At 38.5% G+C, this 13,654-nt stretch carries 12 protein-coding genes; 7 read left to right on the top strand and 5 right to left on the bottom strand.

The features are described from left to right. Positions 1-84: 84 nt before the first annotated feature. The 7 genes from ACXIUD_RS02540 to ACXIUD_RS02510 all read left to right on the top strand — a co-directional run bounded on the left by ACXIUD_RS02540 (position 85) and on the right by ACXIUD_RS02510 (position 8,942). A complete protein-coding gene (locus ACXIUD_RS02540) occupies positions 85-762 on the top strand; it encodes a hypothetical protein (RefSeq protein ID WP_458051041.1) in 678 nt (225 codons plus the stop codon). Further along, positions 749-2,398: a S8 family serine peptidase gene (locus tag ACXIUD_RS02535; RefSeq protein ID WP_458051040.1), complete on the top strand. Its 1,650-nt coding sequence runs from the start codon at positions 749-751 to the stop codon at positions 2,396-2,398. The genes ACXIUD_RS02540 and ACXIUD_RS02535 overlap by 14 nt, the downstream gene beginning before the upstream one ends. A 45-nt stretch (positions 2,399-2,443) precedes the next feature. Next, positions 2,444-3,094, top strand: a complete 651-nt coding sequence (gene rpe, locus ACXIUD_RS02530; protein ID WP_458051039.1) for a ribulose-phosphate 3-epimerase — start codon at positions 2,444-2,446, stop codon at positions 3,092-3,094. A 289-nt stretch (positions 3,095-3,383) separates the two neighbouring features. Then, a complete protein-coding gene (locus ACXIUD_RS02525; RefSeq protein ID WP_458051038.1) occupies positions 3,384-3,878 on the top strand; it encodes a hypothetical protein in 495 nt (164 codons plus the stop codon). A gap of 215 nt (positions 3,879-4,093) precedes the next feature. Then, on the top strand, positions 4,094-5,083 hold the full coding sequence (locus ACXIUD_RS02520) for a hypothetical protein (RefSeq protein ID WP_458051037.1): 990 nt from the start codon (positions 4,094-4,096) through the stop codon (positions 5,081-5,083). A 94-nt stretch (positions 5,084-5,177) separates the two neighbouring features. Continuing rightward, a complete protein-coding gene (gene gyrA / locus ACXIUD_RS02515; protein ID WP_458051036.1) occupies positions 5,178-7,685 on the top strand; it encodes a DNA gyrase subunit A in 2,508 nt (835 codons plus the stop codon). Positions 7,686-7,730: 45 nt separating this feature from the next. Then, positions 7,731-8,942, top strand: a complete 1,212-nt coding sequence (locus tag ACXIUD_RS02510; protein WP_458051035.1) for a tetratricopeptide repeat protein — start codon at positions 7,731-7,733, stop codon at positions 8,940-8,942. A gap of 202 nt (positions 8,943-9,144) precedes the next feature. Here the strand turns inward: ACXIUD_RS02510 and ACXIUD_RS02505 are convergent, their stop codons facing one another. The 5 genes from ACXIUD_RS02505 to ACXIUD_RS02485 all read right to left on the bottom strand — a co-directional run bounded on the left by ACXIUD_RS02505 (position 9,145) and on the right by ACXIUD_RS02485 (position 13,653). Next, positions 9,145-10,326, bottom strand: a complete 1,182-nt coding sequence (locus tag ACXIUD_RS02505) for an acyloxyacyl hydrolase (RefSeq protein WP_458051034.1) — start codon at positions 10,324-10,326, stop codon at positions 9,145-9,147. 229 nt (positions 10,327-10,555) lie between these two features. Then, positions 10,556-11,563 carry a 1-acyl-sn-glycerol-3-phosphate acyltransferase gene (locus ACXIUD_RS02500; protein WP_458051033.1) on the bottom strand — a complete coding sequence of 336 codons (1,008 nt, stop codon included), beginning with the start codon at positions 11,561-11,563 and terminating at the stop codon, positions 10,556-10,558. A 6-nt stretch (positions 11,564-11,569) separates the two neighbouring features. Next, positions 11,570-12,493: a bile acid:sodium symporter family protein gene (locus ACXIUD_RS02495; protein WP_458051032.1), complete on the bottom strand. Its 924-nt coding sequence runs from the start codon at positions 12,491-12,493 to the stop codon at positions 11,570-11,572. Next, entirely contained in the window at positions 12,493-12,891 is a 399-nt protein-coding gene (locus ACXIUD_RS02490) for a response regulator (RefSeq protein ID WP_458051031.1), read from the bottom strand. Before ACXIUD_RS02490 ends, ACXIUD_RS02495 begins: the two co-directional genes overlap by 1 nt. 54 nt (positions 12,892-12,945) lie before the next feature. Continuing rightward, entirely contained in the window at positions 12,946-13,653 is a 708-nt protein-coding gene (locus ACXIUD_RS02485; RefSeq protein ID WP_458051030.1) for a response regulator, read from the bottom strand. Position 13,654: the final 1 nt, after the last annotated feature.

Genomic DNA, 13,654 nt, shown 5'->3' with positions numbered 1-13,654 from the left:
TTGTATGTTTGAATTTATCGGTACGAAGGTACATGATTTCATCCGAAAAATGTATTTTTAAGCCACGGTACTAGTATAGCTTATATGCGTTACAGATTCTTACTCATTTTCTTCAGTGTTCTCCTGCTTTCTTGTGAGACAGAAAACCCGATTGTTGATATGGGTAAAGACTATCAACCGCTGCAAGTGGGTAGATTCTGGATATACGAAGTTGATGAAGTGATTGTTTTTGGTGAAAATGATCAGGAAGAACGATCCTATTTTATCCGTGACGTGGTAGACTATACCTATGTCAATGCCCAAAATGAATTGGTTTATGTTATAAAAAGAGAAGAATCATCAAATCGCAACAATTGGGTAACTATTACCAATTATGCTCAATTTGTCAGACGAAACTCATTAATTCGATTCATCGAAAACAGAAATATCATTCCATTAGTTTTTCCTCCAAGACAAGAGGTGACATGGGATGGAAACGTATTTAATTCTTTAGAAAGAGATGATTTTACAATTGTCCGTGCAGGTGTTGTTGAATCAGGTGGCGTGATGTATCCAAGAGCGATTTTGGTCGTTCAAGAGGAAGATGATGATTTGATTACCTTTCGGGATAACCGTTACGAGGTCTTTGCTAGGGGGATAGGAATGGTGGAGCAATACTATGAGGTGTTTACTTATTGTTCAAGAAATGATTGTCTCGGTCAGCAATTGATCAATGGAGGAAGAAAAACACATATGAAGTTATTTGATTATGGTAGGTTATAGGCTGATATGGATAAGTATCTTGTTGATCTTGTTGGGGGAATCAGTGCAGGCGCAAAACAGATATGCCATCCATTATAAATACAAGCCACAGACTGATTTTTCACTGAATACGCCCCAAAATTTTTTAACAGATGCCTCCCTATTGAGACGGTCAAGACAGCAAATCAATTTAGATAGTTTGGACTTACCTGTATCTATCAAATATATAGATGCGGTTAAACCATTGGTTAATAACTTTTTATATCATTCCAAATGGTTGAATGCTTCAGTTGCCATAGCTGATGCAGAAGTAATAGTCGCTTTGGAAGCATTGGATTTTGTTGAAAAAGTGGTTTTGGTCGCTCCTGGATTTCTTCCTCAGGGAAGGATTCAGCCCACACAGTCTCATAAAAAATTTGAAGCAATAACTTCAGAAGAGTCTTTGAACTCCCGATTGAACAATTCATCGGAATTTGCTTTTCAAAACGGATTATTGGGTATTCCTTTTATGCATGAGGAAGGTTATAAAGGACAAGGGATGACCATTGCAGTATTTGATGCCGGGTTTCCTGGAGTTAATACCATCCCCGCCCTCAATCATTTAATCACCAATAATAGAATTATCGGAACAAAAGATTTTGTAGAGCCTTGGAGCGCTAGTGTATTTCGCAAAAACCAGCATGGATCGAATGTATTATCCCTGATAGCAGCCAATGATGCAGATGTATTGGTGGCTGGAGCGCCTGAAGCTAATTATATTTTGTGTATCACAGAGGATGTGCCTACCGAATACAGGATTGAAGAATATAATTGGGTCAAAGCAGCAGAGTATGCCGATAGCTTAGGGGTGGACATCATCAACAGTTCTTTAGGTTATTGGGATTTCGATGATTCTACAATGGATTACACATTCAGTGATTTAAACGGAGAAACTTCGGTAATTACCAAGGGAGCTACTGTAGCGGGAGAAAGAGGGATTTTGGTAGTTACTTCTGCTGGAAATTATGGTTTTAGAGGTCCTAGTTCCATTACTATGCCGGCTGATGCGAAAGGCATATTGGCTGTTGGTTCCGTTGTTCAGGATCTAAGTAGATCGTCTTTTAGTTCTCAAGGGCCCACGGCAGATGGAAGGATCAAACCGGATCTCACCACCTTGGGAAGCCAAGTTTGGTTGTTGCGATCCAATGGAACGGCGGGTAGATCAAATGGAACTTCTTTTTCTTCACCTCAGATTGCAGCCTTGGCAGCAGGTATTTGGCAGGCCAAACCAGAACTTACGAAGGATGAACTTATAGGAGTGATGCTTCAATCAGCAACTCAAGCGGAGAATCCGGATAATCAATTTGGTTATGGTATACCCGACTTTCGAAAAGCGTATTTGGGTGAGGTATTGAATATTAATCCCGAGCGTATACAGCGAAAGCTTTTCCCAAATCCATTAATGGGCAATATTTTCTTTTTGGACTTTGATCAAGAGTTGAATGTGCAGATTCAGTTATTGGATGTACAGGGAAGACTTGTGCACTATGGAGATTTTAGCAGAAAAGAAAGCTTTGAACCTTTTTCAATAGCTGTTCCTCAATTGAAATCTGGACTTTATATAGTGCGAGCTTTGGCAGGAGGGAAGGTTTATAGCACAAAACTGATTAAAAAATAGGCCTCTTGACCGAATTTTATTTCTTTTGCAAGAAAAATCCCAAACATGCCTGTTCAAATCGCTCCATCTGTATTAGCCTCAGATTTTGCCAATCTTCAATCTGAGATCGAAATGTTAAATGCCTCTGCCTGTGATTACATTCACGTAGACATCATGGATGGTGTTTTCGTGCCTAATATTTCTTTTGGAATTCCTGTGACAGAGGCTATGCACAAGCATGCAAAAAAGCCTTTGGATGTTCATTTGATGATTGTCAATCCGGATAACTATCTCGAAGCATTTGCTAAAGCAGGGGCTTCGATTATCTCAGTTCATGTGGAAGCTTGCAATCATTTGCACCGAAGTCTTCAAGCAATTAAAGCTTTGGGCTGTAAAGCTGGTATTGCTGTGAACCCTCATACGCCTTTAAGTTCTTTCGAAGAAGTCATTCAGGATATTGATCTAGTTTGCCTGATGTCTGTTAATCCTGGATTTGGTGGGCAGAAGTTTATTGAAAATACGTATGATAAAGTTAGACGATTAAAAGATTTGATTCTTAGCAAAAACGCCCAAACCTTGATTGAAATTGATGGAGGTGTGAATTTGGCTAATGCTCCATTGTTGATGGAAGCTGGGGCAGATGTATTGGTTGCAGGTAGTTTCGTGTTCAATTCATCTAATCCAATTCAGACTATAAAGGATTTGAAAAATTTATAAGTGATTGAAAAACAATTTTCTATAAAGATTTTTCTTAACTCAGGGGAAAAAAATAATCATGCTTTTTTATTGAGTTATCTTGTAGAAATTTGGTGACTACTTCAAATCATTTTGCCTGTGGGCTTGCCTCATGGAGCTTAATCTTCAGACATATCCTTTATCCTTTGGTCCAAAATATTCACCATTTAACATTTTTTAAGTGCTATATTTTTGAAGAATTTTTGGAAAACAGTACTTTTTGAATTTTATTGAGCAAAAGTTTGAAATCTCACATTAAACCAATTATTGTATGAAGAAATTATTTGTTTTCGTTTTCCTATTAGCAGGATTGATGAGTTTCCAAGTGGTTGCTCAAGACGATTCCGATGAAGTAACAGAGGAGGAAATGAAAAAGTATGCCACAATGGAGGTTATGGTATCAGCTTTCACTCAAGAAAAACAGGAGAAGCTTGTGGAGATGATCCGTGAAAACGAAGTATTAGGCGGTGGCGCACGTTACAATGAGATCAAAGCTGCTTGGGGTAAGGAAGATAAAATGGCAGAAATCAACGTGACAGAGGAGGAGAAGGAAGCTTATTCTGAGATTCAGTCTTACATTGATTCTATTGGAGAAGAAGTTAAGGAGTATATGATTGAGTTAATTAAGGATCCTGAAGTGCTTGGTGCAGCTACTTACAACAAGGTAAAAAGAGCCATGGCAGATCCTTCTGTAAAATCTCAAATTGATTCTATGATTGCTGATTTGAAGACGCAAGGTTCTTCTGATGCAGACACAGAACAATAAACCCTTTTAATTTGGTTTGTTTGATAAAAGGTCTTCAGGTAACTGAGGGCCTTTTTGTTGTAAAGGGTTATGGAATGATATTTCATTTTTGAAAAACTTCCTAGTATGGCCTTTGTAGTATGAAATAATTGTCTGGATTTATGTTTTGGGTAAAAATTGAACGTTTTTCTAACATTGAAAGGTACAATTAGTTACTTTCGTAGACTATGATTCGGATGAAAAAGTATTTGTTGTTGCTTGGGGCAACAGTTTTGATGATCACAGGTCATGTTTCTGCCCAAGAAGATATTTTTGGATTGGATACTCGTGCAAGAGAAAAAGGAAGGAAAAGCCAAAGTAACATTGGTAATGCTACCCGCAACTTGGTGTCTTTAGTATCGATAGAGTTTGGGGCAGGTACTGCTTATCATCAAAATTTAATGACGTTTACTTCTGAAAACCCTTCCCAATATCCTATTATCCAAACCCGTGATTTGGATAATCTTCGAACAATTTCTTCTGAGGACACACTCAACTTTCGGAGCATAGGTCAGATGGCTTTGCCTCTTCACTTTGCCGCGAAAATAAGCATGTTTAATACCATCACCCTTGGAGGAGGCTACGGAAGGGAGTTTGGAAGTATGGCTCCAATGGAAGCTTCCCCGTATGAATTCGTGTTTGATAATACCCAATACACCTTTGATAAAGTTTTTGGAACGGTTGGACTTGTTTTGTACGATGCACGTAAAAGAGCAAAGTATTTGAATTGGCGTTACAGAAAGTATTCTTCTCAAAACTTTTATATGCAGTCTCAGAAGAATCAAAGAATTCGCCAAAACTATCCTTGGAGATTTATGATTGAAGGACAGTTTGGAAATATCCTTGTCAGACAACCTATAGATCCTGCTGTTCAGGTTGGTGCTGATCCATTTTTCAATGTGTCCTTTAGGCTTGAGCGTGACTTCTCGGAGTATGCCAGATTTTTTATCAAAGCTGGTTATGAAACGAGGAGTTTTGTCTACCAAGCAGAAAACCCTGTAGATTTTCAAAGTTTCAGGCAAGTACTCTATCCTGTTCAAGTGGGTTTGTCTTTAAGCCTTCCAGGGACAAAACGATGTAAAGTGCCGGGATGCGGTGTGGTAATGAAGCACTTACATGATGGGGTCGAGTATAGGGGTAGTTCGATCTTTCAATTACAAAATAGAAAGGTAGGTCAATGGTATTAAATCATGTCCAATTTCACTATTCCTTTGCCAAATATTCTTTTTAAAGCATCAGGTTTTTTATTAACTTGCAAGCTTATTGAGATAATATAAATTTATGGCTCGAGGAGAGAACGAGAATATAATCCCTATCAACATTGAAGACGAAATGCGCGGAGCCTACATTGATTATTCAATGTCGGTTATTGTTTCCAGAGCACTTCCAGATGTAAGGGATGGTCTTAAACCTGTACATAGGAGAATTTTGTTTGGAATGCAGGAACTTGGTGTCTTGCACAACAAACCGTATAAAAAGTCAGCCAGAATCGTAGGGGAGGTGCTCGGTAAGTATCACCCACACGGAGATTCAGCAGTGTATGAGACCATGGTTCGTATGGCACAGCCTTGGTCTTTACGCTATCCTTTAGTTGATGGCCAGGGTAACTTTGGTTCCATCGATGGAGATAATCCTGCTGCGATGCGTTATACCGAAGCAAGATTGAAAAGAATTGCTGAAGAATTATTGGTGGACATCAATAAGAATACGGTTGACTTCCAGCTGAACTTTGACGATTCCTTAAAAGAGCCGATTGTACTGCCCGCAAAAATTCCTGCATTATTGCTGAATGGTGCCTCAGGCATTGCCGTCGGGATGGCTACTAATATGGCCCCTCACAATTTGGGTGAAGTAGTAGATGGAATAATTGCTTATATAGATAATAATGAAATCACCATCAGTGAATTGATGGAACATATCATAGCTCCAGATTTCCCAACGGGTGCCATTATCTATGGATACAATGGTGTGAAAGCAGCATTTGAAACTGGTAGAGGAAGAATCATTATCCGGGGAAAAGCGGATATTGAGACAAGAGATAATGGTAGAGAGTCGATCATTATTTCTGAAATTCCATACCAGGTCAATAAGGCCAGTATGATTGAGAAAACAGCTCAGCTCATCAACGAAAAAAAGATCGATGGGATATCGGCAATCCGCGACGAGTCTGATAGACAAGGAATGCGAGTAGTCTATGAGTTGAAGCGGGATGCTGTTGCCAATGTTGTTTTGAATAACCTCTACAAGCAGACGCAGTTACAAACTTCATTCTCAGTCAATAACGTCGCTTTGGTCAAAGGCCGTCCTCAGACACTTAATTTGAAAGATATGATTGTGCATTACGTCAATCATAGACATGAAGTGGTGATTCGTAGGACTGAGTATGAGTTGCAAGAAGCACAGAAGCGAGCACATATTTTAGAAGGTTATCTAATTGCTTTAGATAATCTGGATGAGGTAATTTCTTTGATTAGAAGTTCAAGAGACCCTGAGACCGCGAGAAATGGTTTGATGGAGCGTTTTGGCTTAAGTGAGATTCAGGCACGTGCTATCTTGGATATGCGTTTGCAGCGATTGACAGGAATGGAGCGCGATAAGATCCAAGAGGAATACAAAGAAATCATGGCCTTGATTGAAGAGCTGAAGTTTATCCTGGGAAGTGAGGAGAAGCGGATGCAAATCATCAAAGATGAGCTAACAGAAATGAAAACTCGCTACAATGATTCAAGAAGAACGGTCATTGAGCATAATGCGGAGGACTTTAGCTACGAGGATATGATTCCTAATGAAGAAGTAATTATTACGGTTTCTCATCAGGGCTATATCAAACGAACCTTATTAAATGAATACCGATCACAAGGAAGAGGAGGAGTAGGTAGTAGAGGTGCTACCACCAAAGAAGATGATTGGACTGAGTATTTATTTACGGCTTCTACTCACAATTACTTGTTGATCTTTACTGATCATGGGAAGTTGTTTTGGTTGAAAACCTATGCAATCCCAGAGGGATCAAAAACCTCCAAAGGCAGACCTATCCAAAACTTGATTAACATAGAGGCAGATGATAAAATCAGATCCATTATTCAAGTGGCTGATCTAGGTGACGAAGATTATATTAATAACAATTTCTTAGTGATGGTAACCAAACAAGGTATCATCAAAAAAACTACTCTTGAACAATATTCAAGACCTCGAACAAATGGTATCATTGCCTTGAATATCAGAGAAGATGATCAGTTGCTGGCAGTAGATATGACCGATGGCAATTCGCATATTATCATTGCTGCTAAATCCGGAAGAGCCATACATTTTCCAGAATCTACAGTAAGGCCGATGGGTAGAACGGCTACTGGTGTAAAAGCCATTACGTTAACAGATGTTAATGATGAAGTAATTGGCATGGTATGTGCCTCCAGAGAAGATGCAAACCTACTGGTAGTTTCAGAAAATGGTTATGGCAAACGTTCTCCGATAGATGAGTATAGAATTACCAATCGCGGTGGTAAAGGTGTCCGTGCCATGAATGTAACGGAAAAGACAGGTTTGTTAGTAGCAATCAAAGAAGTGGTAGATACTGATGATTTGATGATTATCAATAAATCAGGAATCACCATCCGAACGCCTGTTTCAGAATTAAGGGTTATGGGTAGAGCTACACAAGGTGTGCGTTTAATCAAACTGAGTGAGGGTGATGCCATTTCTTCTGTTGAGAAAATCAAGAAAGAAGAAGAGGAGGAAACAGATGGGGGAGAAACTACTGCTCCAACAGAACAGCAACCAACGGAATAATTTGAACTTAATCAGAACCAAACAATTTAGCAAATCAGTAATCAAATGAAAAAGTTAATCTTATCATTGGCGCTTGTGGTTTTCGCTACAGCTGCCTTTGCCCAAAAGAAAGTAGTTAGATCTGCTAGTTCTAACTTTAAGAAGGGAAATCTTGAAGTGGCCTTAGAAGAGGTTAATGAAGCGCTTACAAGCGCAGATACCAAGGATGACCCAGCCACTATGCTCTTGAAAGGTCAAATTGAAACCAAGATGTACGTTCAAGACGAAGATTTTACAGCTTCAACCATTGCAATCGGTAGAGCAGCTTTCAATTCGTTTAATAAAACGATGGAAATGGTTGATGGTGACGTCAGCAGTAAAATCGGTAAGGAAGTTTGGAAGGAAGAAATCCCAGGAATGCCAGAAAATTTAAGACCATATTCAATGGTTTCTCTTAGAATGGCATCATTTGACAAGGCTATTATGGCCTATGAAGATGAAGATTATCCAATGTCTTACGAATTCTTCAATTTGGTTTCCGATATTGATCCAACAGATACTACAGCCAATTTCAATGCAGGTTACCTTGCTTACGCAGAAATGGGAAATGTAGAGGCTGCTAAGAAACACTTCTACAGATTATTGGAGGTTCCTGAGTATGACAAATTGAACACCTATTATTTCTTGATTCAAATAGCCTCTGCGGAAGAAAAAGATCCTGAGGTAGCTTACAAGTATGTGACAATGGCGAAAAAGGACTTCCCTGAAGACAAAACTTTATCGGAATTTGAAGTTCAGTTGTTGCTTCAGATGGATAAAATGGAAGAAGCTATGGTGTCAGTTCAAAATGCCTTGAAAGATGATCCTGAAAATTCCGGTTTATTGTTGAGATATGGTTACTTACTAGAGCAGTCTGGTGATATGGATGGTGCATTAGAGCAATATAGAAAAGCAACAGAAGCAGACCCGGATTTCTTTGAGGGAAATTATTATACAGGTGCTATTTACTTGGATAGAGCTAGGGCAATCTTGGCTGAAGTAAATAACTTATCTGATGAGGAGTGGGAGAAAAGAGCTTCTTCCATGAGTGCTGAGGCGGATGGTCTGTATAAAGATGCAGTACCTTATTTCACTAAAGCATCTGAATTGAGACCTGATAATACTGAAATCCTTGAGATTCTTTTCCAAATCCACTCACGCTTGAAGAATTCTGCTGAAGCTGAAAAATACAATCAGAAATTGATTGCTATTCTTGGCGAAGGCTGGATGGAGAGATAAGAATGTTCATAGTGAGCAGTTAACAGTGCACAGTTAACATAGCATAGTGAGCAATGATATTATTGCTTGGTAATAATTTGAAAACCCGACTAGAGTGGTCGGGTTTTTTTGTGCTCAATGGTCATAGGGACTTAGTGTAGGGTTAGGTAGATTTATCTATCAAGGTATACTATTGCTAATGATTTACTTCTTTCCTGGCGGTTCACTTAAACACACTATATGCCACTGTCCATTCAAAGAAATCCGCTTTTAGCCGGTGGGCTTTGATGGATAGCCCAGCAGAGAGTCCGTTGTTTAGTCGGTACCTCACTCCAAGGCGGGAATAGTACCAAGTGATTTCTTCATTGTGAAGGTTTCTATGGAGATAGGCGCCAACTCCAATGGGAACGTAAAGGTTTGGAGTTAGCACCCATTCCCATATACCCACCATACCAAAAGAAGCTCTATCAGTAAAGGAGACTTTTTCCCGATCCAATCTTCGTTCTGCTGCACCAGAGTAAAACATATCAGTGCCTATACCTAATCGATACCTATAATTAAGTTGCCAAACCCGTTGTACACCTAAGGCTAGTTTTGGATATTGGCCTTCCCCTGTTGTGTAATTTTTTCCACCAACACTCATCAAAAAATTCCATTGTGGCTGCATTATGTAACCTGGAATGGCTTTCTTGTAAGTAGCTGTATGGTATCGTTCGTTCAAGACACTTCTTAGTCCTATTGTGAATGGGATGATATTTAACCCTGTATTGGGTTTTCTCAGTGAACCGTTCGAGAAGTGTTTAAGTCCAACAGACGCATCAATGAATAAACCTGCATTGACTTGATAAGAACTGGTGAATCCAAAATGGGTATAAATGTTTTCATAGGATCCAATAAACTGATTTAAAGGATTTTCTTCCTCATCAAAAGGTCTGAAATTAAAACCAATACCAACAGAAGTAAAGTAGCGAAAGCTTAACAGATTGTTGAAATATCGACGCTTAAAGGGAATATCTGCAAAGGCATAGAGGGCATGTGGCTGCCCCAAAAATTCACTTTGGAAAGTAGCACTATAAAATCCAATTCCAAAAGTAGGGTTTCTATAAATGTGATTGTACAAGGTAGGTTCTGTACGCTTAAAGCCCAACCGGATATCAACAGCTTTATAATCAAAGGTATTGTTCACTGCTTGGCCCCAATCGGTATTGGCATGAATCAGTGGTCCTCTTTCCATTAAAACAGAGAAATCCTTCCTATAAGTTGGCAAGGGTTTTTTAATGGTATCTTCCGAAAAATATTGCCAATCAACCTCTGAAATATGGAGCTCTGTAGTTGCTACAACTTTACTAAGGCTTAAAAAGCCCATAAAAAAAAACGCCCAAAAAAAACGAAACTCCGCTATCATATCCAATCTCTTTACGCAAAGGTTAAAAATAGGATATAAAATAATTCCTTACCCTGTTGGATGTAATTAATCTTCATACTTAATTCCTTATATTGGTTTGTAGCCTAAGGTTAATATATTAGTCCTGCCTATGGGACTTTTACCTTTAACCTATAATTTTATACGTAAAATTTCTTAGGACCCCCATAGGTAGACTCTGAATTAGCATCTACCATCCTTCATTTAAAGATCATTCTAACATACTTTTATTGCTCAGAACAGTAAGAATACTTAACAAAGCCCAAGTGTAGCCAAGCATTTGAAAGCCTATGGAAGGAAGCAAGTAAATGAGTATACCAAACATTAAAGGATATCCTACAAGTCCAATGATAAATTTAAAAGTAGCTTGAAAGACCGGATCGTTTATTGTTGGTCGTACTTGTTTCCATAACAAGAGCAAAGGCCAATGGACGAGACGAAAAAGTTTTTTACTTAGGTAAGGAGTGCTAGTTGGAGTAGGGGCATAGGTGATTTCTTGATTTCCAAGAACCTCTTTCACAAGAGCTGGATCACTCAGATCAGTTTTTTGATGAATCAGATAATTGAGGCAATTTTGATAGTTCCACAATGGAACCTGTGTAATCAATGGCTGTAACGCTTGACTTGTTTTTGCCATTAATTCTTCGTGTTTGTTTAAAAATGGCTTAACAGCTATCTCGGGACCCACAAAAACCTTTACCTTTCCGCCAGACTGTGTCTGATTTGTATAATTGATGCCCAATGGTAGGATAACTAAGTCCAGTTCTGGGAACCTTTCTAAGGTTTGAAAAGCAATTCGGGTAAAACCTTTCTTCAAGGGCCTTTGGCTGCGTTCATGACTATGTCCGCCTTCGGCAAAAATCAAAATAGAACCATGATTGGAAAGTATGGATACTGACTGATCAAACGTTTGGTTGTTTTTCTCCATGTTTTCCTTTCCATCCCGAACACGATAAACAGGAATCATCCGGATAAATCGCAAGAGTTTATTTGCAATAGGGTTTTTGAAAGCAGAGGCTCTCGTGAGGAAGTGAGGTTTTAGATGTGTTTGTGTTGCTACAATCAACGGGTCAATCAGAGCATTTTGATGATTCGAAACGATGATAATAGCTTTGTTTTTGGGAAGATTTTCTTTTCCGAAAAGTGATATGTTCCTGTAAAATAGAAACAAAGCAAATTTAACTGCCAGTCGAAGTAGCCAATTAAAAAGGTTTTTCATGGTTCTTTAATTTTCGGAAGTCTGTAAGACTTTTTCTTGATATCCCTTCCAAACAATAGCCAAGCCCATTCCGGAGATGATGTGCCAGATTCCCCACCAAGCTGCGATGATGGCCATGCCCCCTAAACCATCAAAATACGTAAAAATTAGGACTAAAGCTAAGCCTGAATTTTGAATCCCTGTTTCAATCGTGAGCGTTTTGGTGTCTGCTAGAGGTAGTCTAAAGACTTTCGCCAAACTGAATCCAGCTAGCAATGCAATAAAATTATGTCCTAATACCCAAAAGAAAATCAATCCTATAAACTGAATAAACAAATTATAATTACCTGTGAAAGCGATAATCACAAATCCAGCGAAAATCAGAATACTCAAAGGTTTAAGGATTTTTGTGGCCTTTGTTGCCCAAATGGGATAATGACTATTGATATACATACCTGTCATCAACGGAATACCCAAAATTAAGGCAACCGTCTGAAAAACTTCAAAATATGATAATGAAATACTTTGAAGTAAATCTGCTGAGGGACTATAGAAGGACGCCCAAAGTGCAAAGTTTAAGGGTGTAAGAAATATGGAGAATGCAGTTGAAAAAGCCGTTAATGACACTGATAGAGCCGTATTGCCTTTGGCTAAATGCGTCATAAAGTTGGAAACATTACCCCCAGGGCATGCTGCCACTAAAAACATCCCCAACGCTACAGAAGGAGGAACTTGTATAATGATAACAAGTACAAGTGTTAGAAACGGTAAAACCAGAAATTGTGAAAGGATACCTGCTAAAAAGGCTTTAGGATTTTTTCCTATATACCTGAAATCCTGTACTTTCAAATCCAAGGCAACTCCAAACATAATGATTGCTAAAGAAAGGTTTAACAGGAATAGAGAGTCCTGATTAAAATTGAGTAGACTGGAATCAAGTTGCTCAATCATTACAGAAAGTCTTTCAAATCTGTTTCCTCTAACAATTGCACTAAGTGCTCATTGGTAAATGGTTTTTCTATGTAAGCCAATATATTTGGATACTCCTCACTTTTTTTATGGTCATGAAGATTGATAGAGGAACTGACAATCACTACTCTGGTTTGGTTATCAAGGTCTTTAGCATACAATTCATCCATAAACTCCCATCCATTCATCCCATCCATATAAATATCTAAAAGTATAAAAAAAATTATATCAGATCCTCGGTTCTGCTCGATGTGCTGTAGTGCTTCATAGCAAGTTTCAAATTTTTTTGGTGGACGCACCAAGCCATGTTTAAGTAATAATTGTTCGTGGAGATGCAGAAATACATCATCATCGTCGATAATCAGTAGCGAAAAGTTCATAAAGAGGGTGTAAGGTTACTTAATTTTGTAAATAAATGTAGGGATTTCGTGGGCTTAATCAAACATTCCACGTATGTATGTTTTTTCTGTAATTTCTTTGACCACATTGTCTAACTCCTTGGCAGACATTTCGAGCTTGGTTAACGTTTCTTTTATTAATTCCAAAGAAGTATCAGGCTCGGTCAAGATACTTACAAGACCCAATATTCTGGCCACAGGCGCCCTTACGATATGGGATTGCATCCAAGCAATTTCTTTGAGCGCTTCCATTTGTACTTTTATTGCTTCATTGCTTTTTTGTAACTGTTTGGTCCGTTCGGCAACCTTTATTTCTAGGAGTTGGTTTTGATTTTCTAGTTGTTTATAAAGATATGCACTCCATAATAAATTTTTGATACGCAAGGAGGCTTCTATCAAGTCAAAAGGCTTGGTTAGGAAGTCATGTGCACCTAATGCTAATGCTTTTTGTTTGGTAGGCAGCGTTATATCTGCTGTTAATACCAACACTTTCAAATTGGAATATTTTGCAGGATCACTTTGTATCAATTTCAAAATATCGAAACCGGAAACAACAGGCATCATTAAATCCAATAACAGAATATCAGGTTGGAAGGAATCAATAGTTTCCATAGCTATTCTTGAATCTGTAATGGATGTTACTGATTGATATCCCAGATTGTCCATCAGTTGAAGTAAAAGATCTACATTGGATGCTTTATCATCAATAATGAGAATTTTACAGCTTTTAATTTCCTCTTCCATT

It is taken from the genome of Mongoliitalea sp., from assembly GCF_054166905.1.
This window is presented reverse-complemented; position numbering and strand designations above follow the sequence as displayed.